We start from the raw sequence: 20488 nt of genomic DNA on the forward strand, positions 1-20488 counted from the left end.
ATGGGCGCTGATTTGGCAGCTCTGCAGCGAATTTCCGGTGAAGATGCCATCGATCGCTGGTTGCAGATTCCCGGCAAATGGGTAGAGGAGCCGAACCGGCGCCGCGGCGGCGAGAGCGGGGTCCAGCGCGTGCTGACCGACGATGGCCGCCTGCTCTATCGCAAGCAGCAGGTCGGGCACATCTACCGTGACCTGCTGCACCCCTTCGGCTACCCGACCGCCATCCGCGAGCGCGATGCGCTGCAGGCCGCCGCGTCCCTGGGCGTCAAGGTGCCGACCCTGGTCTACGCCGGCTGCCGCAAGGTGGACGGCGAATGGCAGGCCCTGCTGGTCACCGAGTCGCTGGACGGCTATTCGAGCCTGGAAGACTGCTACGCCCGCGGCGACCACGAGCGCTGGGGCGAGGCCGTGCACCAGCGCGTGCTGCAGCAGTACGGCAAGACCCTCGCCAGGCTCAACCTGGGCCGCTGGCAGCATGGCTGCCTGTACCTCAAGCATGTCTTCGTCAAGGTCGAGGGCGAGCAGATCGACGTGGCCCTGATCGACATGGAGAAGGCCCGCCAGCGTTTCAGCGCCAGGCGCGCGGCCCGTCACGACCTGCGCCAGGTGAAGCGCCGTTCGTCGTGGACGGAAGCGCAATGGCAAGCCTTTGTCTATGGTTACGAGGCGGCGTTTGGCAGCGCCATCAAAGGGTTGCAGGCATGAAACTAGAAATCACACGAAGTTTGCTCCTCGTTGGCGCCCTGGGCGTGGCAACGCTGGCGGCAGCTGCCTGGCACGAGCCGGGCCCCGAAGTGATCGGCTCCCACGGCCAGCAGGCCAGCTGTCGCGTGCCGGCGAACGTGCAGGCCAAGCAGGCGGCGCGTCCCGACCACGACCTGTTGCTGTTCCTCTTCGGCATGTCCCAGGGCGGCGTCAGCGCGCCGCGCTGAGCCCGAAACGACTGGAAAAACCCCGCCCCGGCGGGGTTTTTTCTGCGCGCGGCGAATGCATGCCGTTAGACTGCAGGCTGACGACAGGCGAGAGGCGAGCATGGCTGAGTCCGCATTCACCCCCTTCGGCGTGCAGAACCTGCTGGATACCGACTTCTACAAGCTGAGCATGATGCAGGCGGTGCTGCACAACTACCCCAACGCCGAGGTGGAGTGGGAGTTCCGTTGCCGCAACCGCGAGGACCTGCGCCCGTACCTGGCGCGCATCCGCGAGCGCATCGAGGCGCTGGCCGGGCTGAGCTTCAGCAGCGAGCAACTGGCCTTCCTCGAACGCATTCCCTTCTTCACGCCGGACTTCATCCGCTTCCTCGGCCTGTTCCGCTTCAACATGCGCTACGTGCAGACCGGCATCGAGAACGACGCGTTCTTCCTGCGCCTGAAGGGCCCCTGGCTGCACGTGATCCTCTTCGAGGTGCCGGTGCTGGCCAGCATCAGCGAGGCGCGCAACCTGCAGCGTTATCCACAGGTGACCCTGGACCTGGTGCGCGAGCGCCTGCGCGACAAGCTCGACTGGCTGCGCCGCGAGGCCAGCGCCGAGGAACTGGCCGGCTTCAAGATGGCCGACTTCGGCACCCGCCGGCGTTTCTCCTATGCCGTGCAGGAATGCGTGGTGCGCGAGCTGAAGGCGAGCTTCCCGGGCCGCTTCGTCGGCACCAGCAACGTGCACCTGGCGCGCAAGCTCGACCTCAAGCCGCTGGGCACCATGGCCCACGAGTGGCTGATGGCCCACCAGCAGCTCGGCCCGCGGCTGATCGACAGCCAGGCCGCCGCGCTGGACGCCTGGGTCCGCGAGTACCGCGGCCAGCTGGGCATCGCGCTGACCGACGTGATCACCATGGACGCCTTCCTGCGTGACTTCGACCTGTACTTCGCCAAGCTCTTCGACGGCCTGCGCCACGACTCCGGCGACCCGCTGGCATGGGCGGAGAAGGCCATCGCCCACTACGAGCAGCTGGGCATCGACCCGCGCAGCAAGACCCTGGTGTTCTCCGACGGCCTCGACCTGCCGCGGGCGCTGCACATCTACCGTTCGCTGCGCGGGCGGATCGACGTCAGCTTCGGCATCGGCACCCAGTTCACCTGCGACATCCCCGGCGTCGAGCCGATGAACATCGTGCTGAAGATGACCGCCTGCAACGGCCAGCCGGTGGCGAAGATCTCCGACACCCCGGGCAAGATGCAGTGCAACGACGAGAATTTCGGCCGCTACCTCAAGCACGTCTTCCGCGTCGACGAGGCCCGGGGCTGAAAAGCGCTTCGCCGCCGTTGCGCTTCGCCGCGCGACGCGCCAGTCTTGCCGGATGACCTTCCGTCCACCAGGGGAGCAAGGATGTCAGCGAGCAACCAACTCATCATCGGCGCCGGCGCCGATGGCCAGCCCGTCAGCCAGCCGTGGAAGCTGGCCAACCGCCACGGCCTGATCGCCGGCGCCACCGGCACCGGCAAGACGGTGACCCTGCAGCACCTGGCCGAGAGCTTCAGCGATGCCGGCGTCGCGGTCTTCGCCGCCGACATCAAGGGCGACCTCTGCGGCCTGGGCGCGGCGGGCAACCCCCAGGGCAAGGTGGCCGAGCGCATCGCCTCGATGCCCTGGCTGGGCTACCAGGCCAAGGCCTACCCGGTGAGCCTGTGGGACGTCGCCGGCAAGACCGGCCACCCGCTGCGCACCACCCTCAGCGAAATGGGCCCGCTGCTGCTGGGCAACCTGCTGGAGCTGACCGACAGCCAGCAGGCCGCGCTCTTCGCCGCCTTCAAGGTGGCCGACCAGCAGGGCCTGCTGCTGCTCGACCTGAAGGACCTGAAGGCCCTGCTCAACTACCTCAAGGACCACCCGGAAGTGCTTGGCGAGGACCGCGCCCTGTTCACCGGGGCTTCCTCCCAGGCCCTGTTGCGGCGCCTGGCGACCCTCGAACAGCAGGGCGCCGAGGCCTTCTTCGGCGAGCCGGCGCTGCAACTGGAGGACATCCTGCGGCCGGACTCCGACGGCCGCGGGCGCATCCACCTGCTCGACGCCAGTCGGCTGGTGCACGAGGCGCCCAAGGTCTACGCCACCTTCCTGCTCTGGCTGCTGTCGGAGCTGTTCGAGCAGTTGCCCGAGCGCGGCGACGCCGACAAGCCGGTGCTGGCGCTGTTCTTCGACGAGGCGCACCTGCTGTTCAACGGCACGCCCAAGGCCCTGCACGACCGCCTGGAGCAGGTGGTGCGGCTGATCCGCTCCAAGGGCGTGGGCGTGTACTTCGTCACCCAGTCGCCCGGCGACCTGCCGGACGACGTCCTGGCCCAGCTCGGCCTGCGCATCCAGCACGGCCTGCGCGCCTTCACCGCCAAGGAGCAGAAATCCCTGCGCGCGGTGGCCGACGGCTTCCGCCCGAACCCGGCGTTCGACACCCTGCAGGTGCTCACCGAGCTGGGTATCGGCGAGGCGCTGGTGGGCACCCTGGAAGAGAAGGGCACGCCGTCCATGGTCCAGCGCGTGGCCATCGCCCCGCCGCAGTCGCGCATCGGCCCGCTGAGCGAAGCCGAGCGCGCCGCGATCATTCGCAGCTCGCCGCTGGCCGGCCGCTACGACAAGCCGATCGACCGCGAATCGGCCTACGAGCGCCTGACCGGCCGCACCGACGAGAAGATGGCGCCCAGTGAAACCAAGGCCGACGCCGGCAGCAGCCTGGGCAGCATGGCCGGGGAAATCCTCGGCAGCCTGGCCAGCCAGACCATGAAGACCGTGGTGCGCCAGGCCGCCAACCAGATCGGCCGCGAGCTGGTGCGCGGGCTGATGGGCTCGCTGCTGGGCGGCAAGCGGCGGTAGGACGTAGGGCCGCCCATACCCCATGCCCGTGTAGGAGCGCGCCCTGCGCGCGATTCGCGGGCAGGGCCCGCTCCTACAGGTTGACGCTGAATTTCCCGTGCATACCGGATAGCCCCCTCTCCCGCTTGCGGGAGAGGGAGCGGAGCCAACCCGAAACACAACTGCCACCGGGTGACACCATTCGCGAGCAAGCTCGCTCCTACGAAGAGCATGCGTGCCACCTATATGCTCGCAAATGAAAAAGGCGCCCGCAGGCGCCTTTTTCGCATCGCATATCCTCAGATGCGGAAACTATCCACCAACTGCCGCAGGCGCCCGGCCTGGTTCTCCAGGTCGGCGCAGGCGCGCAGGGTGGCCTTGAGGTTCTCCACGCCTTCCTGGTTGAGGGTGTTGATCTCGGTGATGTCCATGTTCAGCGAGTCCACCACCGCGGTCTGTTCCTCGGTGGCGGTGGCCACCGACTGGTTCATCGCATCGATCTCGCTGATCCGCCCGGTGACGCTGGCCAGGCGCTGGCCGGCGCGGTTGGCGATCTCCACGCTCTCCAGGCTGTAGCGCTGGCTTTCGCCCATGGTGGTCACCGCCTCGCGGGCGCCCACCTGCAGTTCCTCGATCATGCCCTGGATCTGCTGCGCGGCTTCCTGGGCGCGGTGCGCCAGGTTGCGCACCTCGTCGGCCACCACGGCGAAGCCGCGGCCCGCCTCGCCGGCGCGGGCGGCCTCGATGGCGGCGTTGAGCGCCAGCAGGTTGGTCTGCTCGGAGATGCCCTTGATGACCTCGAGAATCTGCCCGATGTTCACCGTGCGGCTGTTCAGCGACTCGATGTGGGTGCTGGCGTAGCTGATCTTCTCCGACAGCTGGTTCATCGCGGCGATGGTCTGCTCCACCACCTGGCGACCGTCGCCGGCCTGGTGGCTGGCATCGCTGGCGTGGTGGCTGGCGTCGGCGGCGTTGCGGGCGATCTCCTGGGCGGCGGCGCCCAGTTCGTTGATCGCCGCGGCCACGCTGTTGGTGCGGTTGGCCTGCTCGTCGGAGTTGGCCATGGACGAGTTGGAGGCGTTGACCACCAGTTGCGACACATCATGCAGCTGGCGCGCGGTGCCGGCCACTTCGCGGATGGACTCGTGGATGCGCTCGACGAAGCGGTTGAAGGCCTCGGCCAGGGTGCCGAACTCGTCGTGGCTGTGCACCGCCAGGCGCTTGGTCAGGTCGCCCTCGCCCTGGGCGATGTCCTGCATGGCGCGGCCCATGGCGGTGAGCGGTTGCATCAGCACGCGGATGAGCATGCCGAGCAGGAGGAGGATCGCGACGATGGCGACCAGCGCAGCTATCACCGCCGAGGTGCGGAAGGTGCTGAGCATGGCGTAGGCCTTGTCCTTGTCGATGGACAGGCCGATGTACCAGTTCACCGAAGGCAGGCCCTTGACCGGGGCGAAGGCGAGGATGCGGGTGGCGCCGTCAAGCTCGCTCTCGCTGAAGCCGCTGCCGATCCGCGGGGTGTTCTGCGGGTAGATCTCGCCGAGGTTCTTCATCACCTGCTGCTTGTCCGGGGCGACCAGCACCTTGCCGTCGCCGCTGACCAGGAAGGCATAGCCCATGCCGCTGAAGTCCAGCGAGTTGATGATCTGCACGATGGCCTGCAGGTTGAGGTCGCCGCCGACCACGCCCACCGTCTTGCCGGCGGCCTGGGCCGGGGTGGCGATGGTGATGATCAGCTGGCCGGTGGCGGCGTCGACGTAGGGTTCGGTCAGGGTGGTGCCGCCGGCGGCCAGGGCGTCCTTGTACCAGGGGCGGGTACGCGGGTCGTAGCCATCGGGCATCTTGTCGTCCGGGCGCATGGTGAAGGTGCCGTCCGCCTGGCCGAGGTAGGTGAAGCTGAAGGTCGAGGTCAGCGCCTTCTGCTCCAGCAGGGCGCCGAGCGTGGCCGGCGAGCTGTCGCGGCCGATGCTCTGGGCGCTGTGCTCGACCAGCAGGATGCGCCCGCTGAGCCAGTTCTGGATGTTGCTGGCGGTCACTTCACCCATTTCCTGCAGGTAGGACTCCAGGTCCGCGCGGATGGCGTTGCGCTGCAGGTAGTCGTTGTACAGGGTGAAGAGCGCGAATGCGGCGAAAACCACCAAGGAAGCGGCCAGCAGTATTTTGTGGCTGAACTTCAGGTTCTTCATCATCTTGTTTTTGCATCCAGGGAGGGGGCCAGTGATTGGGGGCCCCGGCGATGGTTCGGGGCTCCCGGACTACAGACCGCGCGCCGGGTGGGGCGGCGGTGGGGGCCGCTCGCGGATGGCGTGCGGCCCATGGCACTCCTGTGCCGGTAAGCCCTTGCCCGGGGCTGAAGCGCCGGCTGATGCGGCTTTCAGACATGAAGTCGGCATTTTCCGTAGGAAGCTTTAGCGAGGCGGACGAACGGTAGCGGTCGGCGGGTGAAAGGCAGAAAGAAGCGTGGTGCGCGATGGGCCGGGCATGGGAACGGACCGCGAATGGAACGTAGGGCGCATAACGCCTGCGGCGTTATCCGCCGTTTGGCCCTGGTCCGCTCTCGGCCGGGAGGTCGGGCATGAGGTCGGTGTATCGGCGTATAACCGCGAACGGTTATACGCCCTACGGGTGCCCATGCCTCGCACCCTTGTAGGAGCGCGCCCTGCGCGCGATTCGCGGGCAGGGCCCGCTCCTACAGGTGGCATCTTGCGAACATGAAAAAGGCGCCCGCAGGCGCCTTGTTCATGGATGGCGGATCAGATCCGGAAGCTGTCCACCAACTGCCGCAGGCGGCCGGCCTGGTTCTCCAGGTCGGCGCAGGCGCGCAGGGTGGCCTGCAGGTTCTCCACGCCTTCCTGGTTGAGGGTGTTGATCTCGGTGATGTCCATGTTCAGCGAGTCCACCACCGCGGTCTGCTCCTCGGTGGCGGTGGCCACCGACTGGTTCATCGCATCGATCTCGCTGATGCGCCCGGTGACGCTGGCCAGGCGCTGGCCGGCGCGGTTGGCGATCTCCACGCTCTCCAGGCTGTAGCGCTGGCTTTCGCCCATGGTGTTGACCGCCTCGCGGGCGCCGACCTGCAGTTCCTCGATCATGCCCTGGATCTGCTGCGCCGACTCCTGGGCGCGGTGCGCCAGGTTGCGTACCTCGTCGGCCACCACGGCGAAGCCGCGGCCCGCCTCGCCGGCGCGGGCGGCCTCGATGGCGGCGTTCAGGGCCAGCAGGTTGGTCTGCTCGGAGATGCCCTTGATGACCTCGAGAATCTGCCCGATGTTCACCGTGCGGCTGTTCAGCGCCTCGATGTGGGTGCTGGCGTAGCTGATCTTCTCCGACAGCTGGTTCATCGCGGCGATGGTCTGTTCCACCACCTGGCGGCCGTCGCCGGCCTGGTGGCTGGCGTCGCTGGCGTGGTGGCTGGCATCGGCGGCGTTGCGGGCGATCTCCTGGGCGGCGGCGCCCAGTTCGTTGATGGCCGCGGCCACGCTGTTGGTGCGGGTGGCCTGCTCGTCGGAATTGGCCATGGACGAGTTGGAGGCGTTGACCACCAGTTGCGACACGTCATGCAGCTGGCGGGCGGTGCCGGCCACCTCGCGGATGGATTCGTGGATGCGCTCGACGAAGCGGTTGAAGGCCTCGGCCAGCATGCCGAACTCGTCGCGGCTGTCGACCTTCAGGCGCTTGGTCAGGTCGCCCTCGCCCTGGGCGATGTCCTGCATGGCGCGGCCCATGGCGGTGAGCGGCTGCATCAGCACGCGGATGAGCATGCCGAGCAGGAAGATGATGGCGACGATGGCCACCAGTGTGGCGATGATGGCCGAGGTGCGGAAGTCGCTGAGCATGGCGTAGGCGGCGCTCTTGTCCAGCACCAGGGCGACGTACCAGGACACCCCCGGCAGGCCCTCGACGCGGGTCATGGAGACCAGTTGGGTGCGGCCGTCGACGTCGACCTCCTGGACGCCCGGGCGGACCTGCGGCGCGCCGTGCGGGTAGATTTCCGCGAGGTTCTTGAACACTTTCCCGGCGTCCGGATGCAGCAGCACCTTGCCGGCGTCGCTGACCAGGAAGGCGTAGCCGTCGCCGTCGAACTTCAGCGAGTTGAGGATGGCGGTGATGGTCTCCAGCTTCATGTCGCCGGCAGCCACGCCGACCAGTTGGCCGTTGCGCATGACCGGCACCGACATGGCGAGGATCTGCTCCTTGGTGCCGGCGTCGAGGAAGGGCTCGGTGACGATCAGCCGGCCGGCGGCCACGGCGTCCTTGTACCAGCCGCGCTGGCGCGGGTCGTAGCCGTCGGGCATGGGCGAATAGGGGCGCATGGTGAAGACGCCGCTGGCGGCCTCGCCCAGGTACACCGATTCGAAGTTGCGCTGCAGCACCTGCTGCTCCAGCACGTGCTGGATGCGCTCGGCGGTCGGCTCGCCGTCGGCCAGTTGCGCGGCTTCCATCTCCACCAGGTGGATGCGGCCTTCCAGCCAGCTCTGGATGTTGCTGGCGGTGAGGCTGCCGATCTCGCGCAGGTAGGACTCGGTGTCCTCCTGGATGGCGCGGCTCTGGCGGAAGTCGTTGAAGAGGATGAAGCAGGCGAAGGCGAAGATCACCACGAGGGAGGCCGCCAGAAGGATCTTCTTGGCGAAGGACAGCGGGCGAAGCATGGGTAGAGCATCCTGCGGAAACGACGAAGTAGGCAGGCTATATCGGCGGCGCCGGGCGGAACTTTAGCCGGTGGCGCGGATGATTGGCGTCAGCGGAATGACAGCTGCAGCAGGTAGCCGCAGAAGATCGAGAATATGAAGGGAAAGGACTTCGAGCGGCTCAGGTCGAAGGGTTTCAGGCAGCCTTCGAAAGCCTTCGGCAGCCGTTGCGACTCAAGGGAAAGCTTGCTCGCCAGCATCAGCGCCACCGTCACCAGGCAGGCCAGGGCCAGGGCATAGAGCAGGCTGTAGGGATCGCTGGCCAGGCCCAGCGCGGCGAGCAGCTTGACGTCCGCGGCGCCCAGCTTGCCCAGCAGGTAGCCGGGCAGGCTCAGCAGCAGGCCCAGGCCGGCCGCGGCGAGGGCGGCGGCAGGGGCGTGCTGGGTCAGGCTGTGGCCGGTGAGGAGCAACTGGCCGGCGGCCATGGCCAGGCCGCCGAGGGTCAGCAGGTTGTCCACCTGGCGGCGGCGCAGGTCCTGGACGGCACAGGCGGCCAGCCAGGCGCACAGCGCCAGTGTCGTCAGCATCCCCTGGCTGTCAGTAGAAGCGCGACGCCAGCCAGAACATGCCGGCGGCCAGGGCCATGGAGGTGGGCAGGGTGAGGATCCAGGCCATCAGGATGTTGCGCACGGTGCCGCCCTGCAGGCCGCTGCGGTTGGCGACCATGGTGCCGGCCACGCCGGAGGACAGCACGTGGGTGGTGGACACCGGCAGGCTGTAGAGGTTGGCCATGCCGATCGCCGCGGTGGCGGTGAGCTGGGCGCTGATGCCCTGGGCATAGGTCATGCCCTGCTTGCCGATCTTCTCGCCGACGGTGAGCACCACGCGCTTCCAGCCGACCATGGTGCCCACGCCCAGGGCCAGGGCCACCGCGATGATCACCCAGAAGGGCGCGTATTCGGTGGTGCTGGTCAGGTCCTTGCGCAGCTTCTCCAGGTCGGCCTTCTCGCGCGCCGGCAGGCTGTCGAGCTTGCCGACCTTCTTCGCGGTGTCGTCCAGGCACAGCAGGTAGCGGCGCACCTGCACGCGGCTGTCGGCGGACAGTTCGTTGTAGCTGGAGATGCCCTTGATGTCGCTCAGCAGGCCCTTGAGGGTGGACTCGGTCTGCTTCGGCTCGCAGCGGTACAGCTCGGGCATCTCGCCGTCGGCGCCCTTGCCCAGGGCCAGCATGTCGCCGAGCACGTCGGTGTGGCGCTGGTAGAACTGGCTCAGGTGGATGGCGGCGTCGCGGGTGCGTTCGATCTGGTAGGTGGTGCTGTTGAGGTCGAGGACGAACTTGGCCGGGACGATGCCGATCAGCACCAGCATGATCAGGCCGATGCCCTTCTGGCCGTCGTTGGAGCCGTGGACGAAGCTCACGGTCATGGCCGAGAGCACCAGCACCAGGCGGTTCCAGAACGGCGGGTGCTTCTTCTCGTCGACTTCGCGGCGGGTTTCCGGGGTCTTGTGCATCTTCGACAGCGGGTACATCCACTTCAGGCCGATCAGCACCAGGGCGGCGACGAGGAAGCCGGCCAGCGGCGAGAAGATCAGCGACATGGCGATGTCGATCGCCTTCTGCCAGTTCACCCCGTCGGCCAGCGGCACGCCGGTGATCACCGCATTGGCCAGGCCCACGCCGAGGATCGAGCCGATCAGGGTGTGCGAGCTGGAGGCGGGGATGCCGAAGTACCAGGTGCCCAGGTTCCAGGCGATGGCCGCGGCCAGCAGGGAGAACACCATGGCCAGGCCGTGGCCGCTGTTGACGTTGATCAGCAGTTCGACCGGCAACAGGTGGACGATGGCATAGGCCACGCCGACGCCACCGAGCAGCACGCCGAGGAAGTTGAAGATGCCGGAGAGGATGACCGCGCGGTAGGGCGACATGGCCTTGGTGTAGATCACCGTGGCCACTGCGTTGGCGGTGTCATGGAAGCCGTTGATGAACTCGAAGGCCAGGACGAAGCCCAGCGCCAGCACCAGGCTGATGCCTACCCAGGGGTCGAGTCCGCTGAAAAGATCGAACATGAAGTTTCTGTGACCGGTCGGTGACGGGGGCGGCGATTATGCCAGAAGCGATAGGATGTCGTCTGAAACCTGAAGCGATTCTCGGAATCTCGCGACACCCGGTCGCACGGGGCTTGCAGCGCTGCGGGCAATGCGTTGCAACGTTTTCGCGGGGCCGCCGCCGCTCAGGTCGCGTCCTGTTCGGCCTGGCGTTGTTGCGCCTTCTGCAGGTCGCTCTGCATCTTCTCCAGTTCCCGGTCGAAGGCCTTGTCCTGCACGGTCGGGCGCTTGCGCCAGGGCTTCTTGTCGGGGTCGGGCTGGGCGGCGTAGAGGGTGACCTCGCCGCCGTAGACATCCTTGTAACGCTGTTCCTGGCGCTCCAGTTCGGCGCGCAGTTCGTCTTTCGTCACCTGTGTTCCTGATGGCGTGTGGCTGATGGATAGGGATATGCGGGAAAAGCATAGCAGGCGCGATTATAACCGCTGCCGGGGCGCTGTCAGCCGGGCAGGGCGCGCGGTGGCGGACTCGCACAAATGTAACAGCAAGCTACGCTCAGGAAGCGATCATCATTCGAGGAGACCGCTCCATGATCAAGCTCCGCCTTCCCCTGCTGCTGTGCGCGCTGCTGTTCTCGGTGCAGGGCTTCGCCGCCAACACCGCCCAGCAGGAAAAGATGAAGACCTGCAACGCCGACGCCACCGCCAAGACGCTCAAGGGCGACGAACGCAAGGCCTTCATGAGCAACTGCCTGAAGGCCGGCGGCGGCGACACCGGCAAGAAACTCACCCCGCAGCAGGAGAAGATGGCCCAGTGCAACAAGGACGCCGCGGCCAAGGCGCTCAAGGGCGACGAGCGCAAGACGTTCATGAGTGGTTGCCTGAAGAAATAGCCCGGGGGCGGCCCCATGAGTTTCGCAGGCTCAACCCATTCTACGACAGCGTTTTCCTACCCCCGTAGGAGCGGACCTTGTCCGCGATTTGGCGCATAACGCCGTAGGCGTTATACGCCCTACGGGGAGCCCGGGAGCTTCGTGGTTTCGCATCGCGCCGGACAGTCCCCTCTCCCCAACCCTCGCCTACGCGGCCCGCCCTGAAGGGAGAGGGGGCCGTTCGGCGTGGGCGGATGATGCAGAGTCAGCCGGCAAACTCGTAGGGCGAATAACCGTTCGCGGTTATCCGCCGTTGGCCGTGTCACCGGGGCGTCCGGCGTGGGCGATTCGGCGGATAACGCCGTAGGCGTTATGCGCCCTACGGGTTTCCAGAGAAACCTCCGAGCGCCCCGAAACCAGGCGTCCCCCTCGCTCCTGCAAGTCCGGGGCGTCAGACCCCCGAACACAGCAACCAGGCCACCGCCAGCAGGTAGAACAGCAGCGACCCATCCTCGCCCAGCGGCGAGTGGCGGTAAGTCCGTGCGTTCATGCCTTGACCTCCGCCGACCAGTAGCCCTGGGCATTGCGGAAGGGCTGCCGGGCCATCTGCTCCGGGCGGGTGATGCCGTTGGCGCGCAGGGCGTTGACCAGCGCCGAGAAGGACTTCGCGGTATAGCTCATGGCGGGCTCCTTGCGTTCCGTCAGTGGGATGACGCTTATGAAAGCGCAACGGCCACCCCCGGCGGAAATGGAACTTCCTGCTTTCGACTATTGATGAAATCGATGAAAGGCCCGGCTCACCAGTCCAGCTGCAACTGGCTGTCGAACTGCCGCGGCCGGCCCGTCAGCGGGTCGTCGAAGGCCAGGTGGCGGGCCAGCAGCTGCAGCGGGCGGCTGTAGTCGTCGCTGCGCCGCTGCTCTTCCGGCAGCAGCTGCGGGTAAAGCGGATCGTTGCGCAGCGCGGCGCCCAGGGCGGCCATGTGCACGCGCAGCTGGTGGCGCTTGCCGCTCACCGGGTAGAGCGCGTAGCGCCACCAGTGCTCGCGGCGCTCCAGCACCTCGATGCGGGTTTCGCTGTTGACCGCGCCCTGGGCCTCGCGCATGAGGATGAAGGGCTCGCCGTCCACCAGGCGGCTGCGCCGCACGTGGGGGAATTCCAGCTGCGGCAGCGGCGGGGCGATGGCCTCGTAGCGCTTGTGCATGCGCCGCTCGCGGAACAGCGCCTGGTAGGCGGCGCGGCTGGCCGGGTTGGCGGAGAACAGCACCAGCCCGGCGGTGGGCCGGTCGATGCGGTGCAGCGGCACCAGCAGCGGGTTGTCCAGGCGCCGGGCCAGGCGCGCCAGCAGGGTCTGCTCGACGTACTGGCCGGAGGGCGTCACCGGCAGGAAGTGCGGCTTGTCGGCCACCACCAGGTGCTCGTCGACGTGCAGGATGCGCTCCTCGAAGGGGATCGGCGTTTCCGCCTCCACCTCGCGGAAGTAGTGCACGCGCAAGCCCTCGCGGTAGGGCGTTGTGGCATCCAGGGCGCGGCCTTCGGCATCCAGCACGCGTCCGCGGGCCAGGCGCTGCAGCCAGGTCTCGCGGGGGATCGCCGGGAAGCGCGCGCACAGGCAGTCGAGCACCGTCGACCAGGGGCCGGCCGGCAGGTGCAGGGTGCTGGCGCGGTGCTGGGCGGCGGAAAACGGCTTCTCGGACATGGGCGGCGGCGACGGTCGGGGGCGTGCATTAGGCCGCAGATGGCCGCTATCGTCAAAGGCCGCCCGGCGCCTCAGGCGGGGTTCACCTCGACGGTCACATGGGCCAGCACCTGGTGCGCCCCCAGCAGTGCCTTGAAGTCCTCCGGCCGCGCCGGGCTGGCGGTGCTGAGGCTGAGGATGCAGGCGTACTTGCGCTTGCCCACCCGCCACAGGTGCAGGTCGGTGATGCGCGCCGGGTAGGGGCCGGCGGCGATGGCCTGGCGCACTTCCTCCAGCACCGGCGCGTCCATCTCCGCGTCGAGCAGCACGCGGCCGCTCTGGCGCAGCAGGCCACGGGCCCAGGTCGCCACCAGCACGGCGCCGACGATACCCATCAGCGGGTCGAGCCAGGCCGCGCCCCAGAGCAGGCCGCCGAGCAGCGCGAACATGGCCAGCACCGAAGTGGCGGCGTCGGCCAGCACGTGGAGGTAGGCGGCGCGCAGGTTGAGGTCGTGGCCATGGGCGTGCCCGTGGTCGTGGTGATGATCGTGGTCATGGTCATGCCCGTGCTCATGCTCGTGCTCGTGGTGGTCGCGCAGCAGCCAGGCGCAGGCCAGGTTGACCAGCAGGCCGAGCGCGGCGATGACGATGGCCTGGGCGTAGTGGATGGGCGAGGGATTGATCAGCCGCGCCAGCGACTCGAACAGCATCAGCGCCGCCACGGCGAGCAGCAGCAGGGCGCTGCTGTAGCTGGCCAGCACCTCGATCTTCCAGGTGCCGAAGGCGAAGCGCCCGTCGCCCTTCAGGCGCCGCGCCGCGACGTAGGCGAAGAACGCCAGGCCCAGGGCCAGGGCGTGGGAGCTCATGTGCCAGCCGTCGGCGAGCAGGGCCATGGAGTTGAAGTACCAGCCGCCGGCGATCTCCAGCACCATCATCAGCGCGGTGAGCACCACCGCGCGCAGGGTGTCGCGCTCGGCCAGCGGGTTGCTTTCGTGGAAGTCGTGCGGGTGCGAGGGAGCGAAGGCGGGGGCTGGCATGGGAGAATGTCCCGGAATCCGTTTCATATACTATACCCCAGTATACCTTGAGGACGTCAGCCCATGGCCCACACCATCCGCGACAAACGCAAGCTGCTCACCCGCATCCGCCGCATCAGGGGGCAAAGCGAGGCGCTGGAGCGCGCGCTGGAGAAGGAGGAGGGCGACTGCGCCGCGGTGCTGCAGCAGATCGCGGCGATCCGTGGCGCGGTCAACGGCCTGATGGCCGAGGTGCTGGAAGGGCACCTGCGCGAGCACCTGGCGGCCGAGGCGCGCACGCCGCAGCAGCGCGCGGAAGACCTCGACCAGGTGATGGGCGTGCTGCGTTCCTACCTGAAGTAGCTCAGTGGGACAGCCGCGCGGCCAGTTCGTCGACTTCCTCGGTCCAGTCCGAGTCCTCTTCCAGGGCCTCGCGGATGAACGTCGCCTGGGCTTCGTTCCAGAAGGGCGCATCGGCCAGGGCCTGGCCTTCGGGCAGGCGGTGCGCGGCGAGGAAGGCGTCGATCTCCTGGCGGCCGCTGGGCAGGCCCAGTTGCTTGAACAGCTCGGCGAAGGTGTGTGGGGTGGTGTCCATGGTGGGCCTCCGGTGGTCGGTCGTGCATCAACTATAGGCGTTCGGCGCCGGCCGGTCGGCCGCGGAATCGATAGGTGGCTTTCAATTTTCCCGGCATCGGGCAATGATGGCGCAGTCCCTGACATCCCCTCGCGCCAGGCCCGTTCATGAGCTCTCCCGAGCAGCGTCCGCACGCCGTCACCCTGCAGATCGTCTCGATCGTCGTCTTCACCTTCCTGCTGTTCCTGTGCATCGGCTTCCTGCTGCCGGTGCTGCCCGGATTCGTCCACCACGACCTGGGCTTCGACGCCACCACCGCCGGCGTGGTGATAGGCGCGCAGTACCTGGCGACCCTCGCCTCGCGGCCGCTGGCCGGGCGCCTGACCGACACCCTGGGGGCCAAGCGCGCGGTGATCTACGGCCTGCTGGCGCTGGCCGGCGGCGGCGCGCTGGTATTGTTGGCCACCAGCCTACAGGCGCTGGTCTGGGTGAGCCTGGCGCTACTGCTGGGCAGCCGCCTGCTGATCGGCTTCGCCCAGGGCCTGATGGGCATCGGCACGGCGAGCTGGGGCATCGCCCGGGTCGGCGCGCAGAACACCGCTCGGGTGATCTCCTGGAACGGCATCGTCTGCTACGGCGGCATCGCCCTGGGCGCGCCGCTGGGCGTGGGCATGGCCGCGCACCTGGGGCTGTGGAGCCTGGGCGCCGGCATCCTGGCGCTGGCCGGCCTGGGCCTGCTGCTGGCCCGCGGCAGGGCGCCGGCGCCGATCATCGCCGGCACGCGCATGGCCTTCTTCGCCGTGCTCGGCCGGGTACTCCCCTACGGCATGTGCGTGGCCCTGGGCTCCATCGGCTTCGGCAGCCTGGCCACCTTCATCACCCTCTACTACGGCAGCCGCGGCTGGGCCGACCCGGCCTGGTGCCTGAGCCTGTTCGGCATCAGCTTCGTCGGCGCGCGGCTGCTGCTGTCCTGGACCATCAACCGCTTCGGCGGCTTCAACGTGGCGGTGCTCTGCCTGCTGGTGGAAAGCGCCGGCCTGCTGCTGTTGTGGCAGGCGCCGAGCCCGGCCTTCGCCCTGCTCGGCACGGCGCTGACCGGCGCCGGGCTGTCGCTGGTGTACCCGGCGCTGGGCGTCGAGGCGGTGCTGCGCATCCCCGCCGCCAGCCGCAGTTCGGCGCTGGGCGCCTACGCGCTGTTCTTCGACCTGGCCCTGGGCCTGGCCGGCCCGCTGATGGGCGCGGTGGCGGCGCACTCGGACTACGCCAGCATCTTCCTGGTGGCCGCGGCGCTGGCCGCCTGCGGCTTCCTCATCTGCCTCTGGCTGCTGCGCTTCACCCGCCAGCGCCACGAGGAACTGGAGTTCGACTAGACTGCGGCATCCTTCGCCGCAAGCCCTTCCCATGGACATCGACCTGGCGCGCACCTTCCTGGAAATCGCCCGTGGCGGCAGCTTCGTCGCCGCCGCGCAGCGCCTGCACGTGACCCAGACCACGGTCACCGCGCGGGTGCAGAACCTCGAGGCGCAACTGGGCTGCCGGCTGTTCCAGCGCAGCCGCGCCGGCGCCCGGCTGACCGCCGACGGCGAGCGCTTCCTCGGCTACGCCAACCAACTGGTGCAGACCTGGGACGCGGCGCGGCGCGACCTGCCGCTGCCGGCGGGCTACCGCGAGGCGCTGAGCATCGGCGGCGAGCTGAGCCTGAGCAACCCGCTGATGCTCGGCTGGACGGTGCGCCTGCGCCAGCGCATGCCGGCCCTGGCCCTGCACGCCGAGGTCGGCAGCGGCGAGCAGTTGCAGAAGCAGCTGGAGCTGGGCGTGCTCGACGCCGCGCTGGTCTACCGCCCGGACTACTGGCCGGGCATGCAGGTGGAGCAGTTGCTGGAGGAGAAGCTGATCCTGGTGCGCTCGACGCAGCAGCCGGAGCCCTACATCTACATCGACTGGGGCGAGGAATTCCGCCGCCAGCACGACGCCGCGCTGCCGGACCGGGCCCACGCCGCCACCCGCTTCAGCCTCGGCCCGCTGGCCCTGCAGCACCTGCTGCAATGCGGCGGCAGCGGCTACTTCCGCACGCGGGTGGTGCACAGCTACCTGCAGGCCGGGGTGCTGGAGCGGGTGCCGCTGGCGCCGGAATTCATCTACCCGACCTACCTGGTGTACTCCCGCGAGAAGGACTCGCCGGCGCTGCAGAACGCCCTGGCCATCCTCCGCGAAGTGGTGGCCGAGGACATAGACTGGTCGCAGCGCTGGGACTACGAGGCCTAGACCGCCAGCTGCAGGGCCCGCTCGGCCTGCACCTGCGGCTGCAGCCAGAGGTGGCGGAAGGCGGCGATCAGGTCGGTCTGGCTGAGCATGCCCACCAGCCGGCCGGCGTCGTCGACCACCGGCAGGCAGTGCCGGCCCTGGTCGGAAAGCAGCTGGATCAGCTCCGGCAGCTGGGCGTCCTCGCGCAGCGATTGCACGCGGTGCGTCATCAGGTTGCCGACGCGCTGGCCGAAGGGCGAGCGCAGGCGGCGCTGGCCGCGGAACAGGTCGCTCAAGGTGAGGATGCCCACCAGGTGGCCGCGGTCGAGCACCGGCAGGGCCTTGAGGTGGTGCTTGTCGAGCAGGCCCCAGGCCTCCTCGATGCGCGCGTCCGGGCTGACCGAGCGGATGTCGCGGGACATGATGTCGCGCGCGCGGATGCCGCCCAGCAGGCGCTCGCTGGCGTGCTTCTCGGCGGCCAGCAGCAGGCGCTCGAGGTCCTCGGGGGTGACGTCGACGAAGCCGCCGGCGCTGGCCAGGGCGCTTTCCAGGTCGTCGGCGTGCAGGCCCAGGCGCTCGCCGGGCAGAGGGTCGGCGGTCAGGTGCGGGTTGCTGGCCGGGGTGGCGAGCTTGCGCGGGTAGGGCGCGCGGGTGAGGTTGTTGTAGAGCAGGGCCACGCCGATCAGCGCCAGCGAGGCCACGCCCACCGGCAGCAGCAGGTGCAGCAGTTGCTGGTCCACCAGCGGCCCGCCCAGGGCCAGGCTGAAGGCCATGGCCGTGCTCGGCGGGTGCAGGCAGCGCAGGCCGAGCATCAGCAGCACCGCCACGGCCATGGCCAGCGACGCCTGCGGCCAGCTGTGGCCCAGCCAGTGGCCGAGCAGCAGTCCCACCAGCGCGGCCACCAGGTTGCCGCCCAGCAGCGACCAGGGCTGCGCCAGCGGGCTGGAGGGCACGGCGATGGCCAGCAGGGCGGAGGCGGCCAGCGGCGGGCCGATGCGCAGCACGGTGTCGATGCCGAACAGCCAGGTGCACAAGGGCATGCTCAGGCCCAGGGCCAGGCCGCAGCCGAGCACGGCGCGCAGCCAGTCGCGGTTGGACGAGGGCCCGGCGCAGGGCGCCAGGCGGCGCAGCCAGGCCTCGAAGGCAGCGGCTTTCATCGCGGCACCTCGCAAGAGGCTCCGGGAAGGGGGGCAGTCAATGGATGCATGTCACGCAGGCACCGCGCATCGCGAATCCGGCCTGGGGCCGGTCGGGCGGGCGCTTCCTTATGGTTGGTCGAGCGGCGATTCGCCGCAGGGGCGAAGGCTGGAGGCCATGCTAGACAGCGCGACGATGCATATCCAATGAATGTTATTGCTGTTTGACTGCAATAACGATGAAGTGTGGGCGAGCCGCCGGGCTCGCCCGCGCAGGGTTCACACCGGCGGGAAGGCCTTGAAGGCTTCCAGCGTCTCGGCGAACGCCGTCCAGTCGCGCAGCGCCGGGTAGTCGCCGGCGGCCACGCGCTCGGCATGCACCAGCTGGATGAAGGTCCAGGCCACGGCGGCGGTCAGGCCGGCCTGGTCCAGGCTGCCGTCGCGCGGCAGCGGCTGGGTCAGCAGCTCCAGTTCCAGGCTGGCGCAGGCGGCGCGCAGCTGCTGGTCCACCCGGGCGTACCAGGCGGGGTCGCGCCGGGCCTCGTCCCGTTGCAGTTCGTAGTACAGCTGCACGGCCTTCTCGCAGGCCGCCAGGCCCAGGCCCAGCAGACGCGTGGCGCGCACCCGCGCGGCCGGCTCGGCGGGCATCAGGCTGCGCCCGGCCTGGTATTCGGCCAGGTCGATGATCAGGCTGGAGTCCATCAGCACCTGGCCGTCGTCCAGCACCAGGCTGGGCGCCTTGACCACCGGGTTGATGGCGCGGAATTCCTCGACGTGGCGGAACACCGAGAGCGAGCGGTGGCTGAAGTCGACGTCCAGCAGGCGCAGGCTGATGGCCACGCGGCGGACGTAGGGCGAATCGAGCATTCCGATCAGTTGCATGAAGGCATCCTGTTATTGGAGATTACATGGGGTGGCCGGCCGAAGGGGCCGTGCGCCAGTGCTTTTGTCGCCAAATCTAGCGGCTCGCAAGGGCGGAAAAAATCGACGATTTATAACTGCAAGGGTTAGCGGAACTTACATGAGCGCCTATCCACCCCTGTCCGCGCTGCGCAGCTTCGAGGCCGTGGCCCGGCTCGGCAGCGTGACCCAGGCCGCCGCCGAGCTGCACGTCACCCATTCGGCGGTGAGCCAGCAGGTGCGCCAGCTGGAGGAACTGCTCGGCGTCACCCTGCTGCAGCGCGAGGGCCGCGGCCTGCGCCTGAGCGAGGAGGGCCGGCTCTATGCCCTGCAGGTGCGCCGCGCCCTGCGCGACATCGCCGAGGCCACGCGCCTGGCGCGGGCGCGGCCCAGCGAAGGCGAACTGGTGGTGGCGGTGCTGCCGTCCTTCGCCCAGCAATGGTTGCTGCCGCGCCTGCCGGGCTTCCGCCGGCGCCACCCGCAGTACCGCCTGCGCCTGCTGGCCAGCCTGGAGGTGATCGACCTGCGCCAGGGCCTGGCCGACGTGGCCATCCGCATCGGCCAGGGGCACTGGGAGGGCCTGGCCCAGCAACGCCTGTTCGACGACGAGCTGGTGGCGGTGTGCGCCCCGCACTTCAACGGCGGGCGCCTGCCGCGCACGCCGCAGCAGATCCTCGCCGGCCCGCTGATCCATGGCTTCGAGTCCTGGCTGCCCTGGTGCCAGGCGGCGGGCGTGGCGCTGCCCGAAGGCGACGGCCTGTTCACCGTCAACGACTCCAACCTGGTGGTGGAGGCCCTGCGCCTGGGCCTGGGCGTGAGCGTCGAACGCCGCAGCCTGGTGGCCGGCGCCCTGGCCCGCGGCGAGCTGGTGCAACTGGGCGAGGTCAGCGCGCCCTACGCCTACCCCTACTGGCTGGTGTGGCCGCAGCGGGAGGAGACGCGGACCAAGGTGGCGGTGTTCGCCGAGTGGCTGGCGGAGGAGGTGGAGGGGTACCTGGCGTAGGGCGAATGACCGTTCGCGGTTATCCGCCGTTGGCCGTGCCACCGGGGTGTCCGGCGTGGGCGGTGAGACCAATCGCGGACGGAGTCCGCTCCTACGCGGGCCGAGCCATGCCATTCCCCTGTAGGAGCGCGCCCTGCGCGCGATTCGCGGGCAGGGCCCGCTCCTACGTCCGTGCTTCCTGAAACCGTAGGAGCAACTTTGTCCGCGATTTGGCGGATAACGCCGTAGGCGTTATGCGCCCTACGAGTTATCGCGAACGTGGGGAGTCAGGGTTCGCGAGCAAGCTCGCTCCTACGAAAAGCAAAAGCGCGTCAGCTCTGGCTCTGGCTTTTGGACTTCCAGAGAAATATCCGAGCGCACCGGAACGCCCCTTCAGAAGGCCGAGCGAAACCGGCGCTCAGGAGGTCATGCGACATGGATGTCGCTAGAGCCCCGATGAGCACAGGGACGTGCTCTCGGGGCGGGCCTCCGTGGCGGGGGAGTTCGCGAGGGTAGCCCGGCTCCATCGGGCCCGTATGCGGGGCAATGTAGAGGACAAGCACATGGGTAACAAATGAGTTCAGTCACATGGGTGACACTCGCATCGTCAGGTATCGATCATTTCGCTCGTGTTCGTCCAG

20 protein-coding genes are annotated in these 20488 nt (G+C 68.6%); 9 read left to right on the forward strand and 11 right to left on the reverse strand.

Going from position 1 to position 20488, the window contains the following annotated elements; translation table 11 throughout:
• From CHC02_RS06550 to CHC02_RS06565, 4 genes are all read left to right on the forward strand, one after another.
• Positions 1 to 705, forward strand: coding sequence for a lipopolysaccharide kinase InaA family protein (locus CHC02_RS06550; protein ID WP_089390682.1), 705 nt, complete (start codon positions 1 to 3; stop codon positions 703 to 705).
• Positions 702 to 932 (forward strand): hypothetical protein, encoded by a 231-nt coding sequence (locus CHC02_RS06555; protein ID WP_089390683.1) that lies wholly within the window; start codon positions 702 to 704, stop codon positions 930 to 932. The genes CHC02_RS06550 and CHC02_RS06555 overlap by 4 nt, the downstream gene beginning before the upstream one ends.
• Positions 933 to 1032: 100 nt before the next feature.
• Positions 1033 to 2241, forward strand: a complete 1209-nt coding sequence (pncB, locus tag CHC02_RS06560; protein ID WP_089390684.1) for a nicotinate phosphoribosyltransferase — start codon at positions 1033 to 1035, stop codon at positions 2239 to 2241.
• Between the two features lie 81 nt (positions 2242 to 2322).
• Positions 2323 to 3798: a helicase HerA-like domain-containing protein gene (locus tag CHC02_RS06565; RefSeq protein WP_089390685.1), complete on the forward strand. Its 1476-nt coding sequence runs from the start codon at positions 2323 to 2325 to the stop codon at positions 3796 to 3798.
• 278 nt (positions 3799 to 4076) lie between these two features.
• Here CHC02_RS06565 and CHC02_RS06570 read toward each other — a convergent pair whose 3' ends face one another.
• The 5 genes from CHC02_RS06570 to CHC02_RS06590 all read right to left on the reverse strand — a co-directional run bounded on the left by CHC02_RS06570 (position 4077) and on the right by CHC02_RS06590 (position 10861).
• On the reverse strand, positions 4077 to 5966 hold the full coding sequence (locus CHC02_RS06570) for a methyl-accepting chemotaxis protein (RefSeq protein ID WP_089390686.1): 1890 nt from the start codon (positions 5964 to 5966) through the stop codon (positions 4077 to 4079).
• A gap of 564 nt (positions 5967 to 6530) precedes the next feature.
• Positions 6531 to 8426: a methyl-accepting chemotaxis protein gene (locus tag CHC02_RS06575; protein WP_089390687.1), complete on the reverse strand. Its 1896-nt coding sequence runs from the start codon at positions 8424 to 8426 to the stop codon at positions 6531 to 6533.
• Positions 8427 to 8515: 89 nt separating this feature from the next.
• The gene (locus CHC02_RS06580) at positions 8516 to 8992 is read right to left on the reverse strand and encodes a prepilin peptidase (RefSeq protein WP_089390688.1); all 477 of its coding nucleotides are present in this window, start codon (positions 8990 to 8992) and stop codon (positions 8516 to 8518) included.
• A gap of 10 nt (positions 8993 to 9002) precedes the next feature.
• Entirely contained in the window at positions 9003 to 10472 is a 1470-nt protein-coding gene (locus CHC02_RS06585) for an inorganic phosphate transporter (RefSeq protein WP_089390689.1), read from the reverse strand.
• 164 nt (positions 10473 to 10636) lie between these two features.
• A complete protein-coding gene (locus tag CHC02_RS06590; RefSeq protein ID WP_089390690.1) occupies positions 10637 to 10861 on the reverse strand; it encodes a hypothetical protein in 225 nt (74 codons plus the stop codon).
• 176 nt (positions 10862 to 11037) lie between these two features.
• On the opposite strand from CHC02_RS06590, the gene CHC02_RS06595 reads away from it, so the two are divergent.
• Positions 11038 to 11340, forward strand: a complete 303-nt coding sequence (locus CHC02_RS06595) for a PsiF family protein (protein ID WP_089390691.1) — start codon at positions 11038 to 11040, stop codon at positions 11338 to 11340.
• Between the two features lie 525 nt (positions 11341 to 11865).
• Here CHC02_RS06595 and CHC02_RS30715 read toward each other — a convergent pair.
• From CHC02_RS30715 to dmeF, 3 genes are all read right to left on the reverse strand, one after another.
• Positions 11866 to 12000, reverse strand: a complete 135-nt coding sequence (locus CHC02_RS30715) for a hypothetical protein (RefSeq protein WP_009618002.1) — start codon at positions 11998 to 12000, stop codon at positions 11866 to 11868.
• Positions 12001 to 12116: 116 nt separating this feature from the next.
• Complete coding sequence (locus CHC02_RS06600; protein WP_089390692.1) at positions 12117 to 13016, reverse strand: pseudouridine synthase; 900 nt, start codon at positions 13014 to 13016, stop codon at positions 12117 to 12119.
• A 71-nt stretch (positions 13017 to 13087) separates the two neighbouring features.
• The gene (gene dmeF, locus CHC02_RS06605; RefSeq protein ID WP_089390693.1) at positions 13088 to 14032 is read right to left on the reverse strand and encodes a CDF family Co(II)/Ni(II) efflux transporter DmeF; all 945 of its coding nucleotides are present in this window, start codon (positions 14030 to 14032) and stop codon (positions 13088 to 13090) included.
• A gap of 63 nt (positions 14033 to 14095) precedes the next feature.
• Here dmeF and CHC02_RS06610 point away from each other — a divergent pair, with 63 nt between their 5' ends.
• Complete coding sequence (locus CHC02_RS06610) at positions 14096 to 14374, forward strand: metal/formaldehyde-sensitive transcriptional repressor (protein WP_089390694.1); 279 nt, start codon at positions 14096 to 14098, stop codon at positions 14372 to 14374.
• 1 nt (position 14375) lies between these two features.
• Here the strand turns inward: CHC02_RS06610 and CHC02_RS06615 are convergent, their stop codons facing one another.
• On the reverse strand, positions 14376 to 14606 hold the full coding sequence (locus CHC02_RS06615; protein WP_089390695.1) for a DUF2789 domain-containing protein: 231 nt from the start codon (positions 14604 to 14606) through the stop codon (positions 14376 to 14378).
• Between the two features lie 146 nt (positions 14607 to 14752).
• Between CHC02_RS06615 and CHC02_RS06620 the strand changes: the two genes are divergently transcribed.
• The gene (locus CHC02_RS06620; protein WP_089390696.1) at positions 14753 to 15955 is read left to right on the forward strand and encodes an MFS transporter; all 1203 of its coding nucleotides are present in this window, start codon (positions 14753 to 14755) and stop codon (positions 15953 to 15955) included.
• 31 nt (positions 15956 to 15986) lie between these two features.
• On the forward strand, positions 15987 to 16850 hold the full coding sequence (locus tag CHC02_RS06625) for a LysR family transcriptional regulator (protein WP_089390697.1): 864 nt from the start codon (positions 15987 to 15989) through the stop codon (positions 16848 to 16850).
• On the opposite strand, the gene CHC02_RS06630 is transcribed toward CHC02_RS06625, so the two are convergent.
• Together CHC02_RS06630 and CHC02_RS06635 are read right to left on the reverse strand one after the other, a co-directional pair.
• Positions 16847 to 17986: an HPP family protein gene (locus CHC02_RS06630; protein WP_089390698.1), complete on the reverse strand. Its 1140-nt coding sequence runs from the start codon at positions 17984 to 17986 to the stop codon at positions 16847 to 16849. The two genes, CHC02_RS06625 and CHC02_RS06630, sit on opposite strands and share 4 nt — an antisense overlap.
• 258 nt (positions 17987 to 18244) lie before the next feature.
• Positions 18245 to 18847 (reverse strand): glutathione S-transferase family protein, encoded by a 603-nt coding sequence (locus tag CHC02_RS06635; RefSeq protein ID WP_089390699.1) that lies wholly within the window; start codon positions 18845 to 18847, stop codon positions 18245 to 18247.
• Positions 18848 to 18986: 139 nt separating this feature from the next.
• On the opposite strand from CHC02_RS06635, the gene CHC02_RS06640 reads away from it, so the two are divergent.
• Positions 18987 to 19868 (forward strand): LysR substrate-binding domain-containing protein, encoded by an 882-nt coding sequence (locus CHC02_RS06640; protein WP_089390700.1) that lies wholly within the window; start codon positions 18987 to 18989, stop codon positions 19866 to 19868.
• Positions 19869 to 20488 lie beyond the last annotated feature (620 nt).

Origin of the sequence: Pseudomonas delhiensis (assembly GCF_900187975.1) — a bacterium.
In the GTDB taxonomy this organism is placed as follows: Bacteria; Pseudomonadota; Gammaproteobacteria; order Pseudomonadales; family Pseudomonadaceae; genus Pseudomonas; species Pseudomonas delhiensis.

Bases quoted from the DNA above. Each gene is read 5' to 3' on its own strand.
- CHC02_RS06550 (WP_089390682.1), top strand. From the start codon at position 1: ATGGGCGCTGATTTGGCAGCTCTGCAGCGAATTTCCGGTGAAGATGCC.
- CHC02_RS06555 (WP_089390683.1), top strand. From the start codon at position 702: ATGAAACTAGAAATCACACGAAGTTTGCTCCTCGTTGGCGCCCTGGGC.
- pncB (WP_089390684.1), top strand. From the start codon at position 1,033: ATGGCTGAGTCCGCATTCACCCCCTTCGGCGTGCAGAACCTGCTGGAT.
- CHC02_RS06565 (WP_089390685.1), top strand. From the start codon at position 2,323: ATGTCAGCGAGCAACCAACTCATCATCGGCGCCGGCGCCGATGGCCAG.
- CHC02_RS06570 (WP_089390686.1), bottom strand. From the start codon at position 5,966: ATGATGAAGAACCTGAAGTTCAGCCACAAAATACTGCTGGCCGCTTCC.
- CHC02_RS06575 (WP_089390687.1), bottom strand. From the start codon at position 8,426: ATGCTTCGCCCGCTGTCCTTCGCCAAGAAGATCCTTCTGGCGGCCTCC.
- CHC02_RS06580 (WP_089390688.1), bottom strand. From the start codon at position 8,992: ATGCTGACGACACTGGCGCTGTGCGCCTGGCTGGCCGCCTGTGCCGTC.
- CHC02_RS06585 (WP_089390689.1), bottom strand. From the start codon at position 10,472: ATGTTCGATCTTTTCAGCGGACTCGACCCCTGGGTAGGCATCAGCCTG.
- CHC02_RS06595 (WP_089390691.1), top strand. From the start codon at position 11,038: ATGATCAAGCTCCGCCTTCCCCTGCTGCTGTGCGCGCTGCTGTTCTCG.
- CHC02_RS30715 (WP_009618002.1), bottom strand. From the start codon at position 12,000: ATGAGCTATACCGCGAAGTCCTTCTCGGCGCTGGTCAACGCCCTGCGC.
- CHC02_RS06600 (WP_089390692.1), bottom strand. From the start codon at position 13,016: ATGTCCGAGAAGCCGTTTTCCGCCGCCCAGCACCGCGCCAGCACCCTG.
- dmeF (WP_089390693.1), bottom strand. From the start codon at position 14,032: ATGCCAGCCCCCGCCTTCGCTCCCTCGCACCCGCACGACTTCCACGAA.
- CHC02_RS06610 (WP_089390694.1), top strand. From the start codon at position 14,096: ATGGCCCACACCATCCGCGACAAACGCAAGCTGCTCACCCGCATCCGC.
- CHC02_RS06615 (WP_089390695.1), bottom strand. From the start codon at position 14,606: ATGGACACCACCCCACACACCTTCGCCGAGCTGTTCAAGCAACTGGGC.
- CHC02_RS06620 (WP_089390696.1), top strand. From the start codon at position 14,753: ATGAGCTCTCCCGAGCAGCGTCCGCACGCCGTCACCCTGCAGATCGTC.
- CHC02_RS06625 (WP_089390697.1), top strand. From the start codon at position 15,987: ATGGACATCGACCTGGCGCGCACCTTCCTGGAAATCGCCCGTGGCGGC.
- CHC02_RS06630 (WP_089390698.1), bottom strand. From the start codon at position 17,986: ATGAAAGCCGCTGCCTTCGAGGCCTGGCTGCGCCGCCTGGCGCCCTGC.
- CHC02_RS06635 (WP_089390699.1), bottom strand. From the start codon at position 18,847: ATGCAACTGATCGGAATGCTCGATTCGCCCTACGTCCGCCGCGTGGCC.
- CHC02_RS06640 (WP_089390700.1), top strand. From the start codon at position 18,987: ATGAGCGCCTATCCACCCCTGTCCGCGCTGCGCAGCTTCGAGGCCGTG.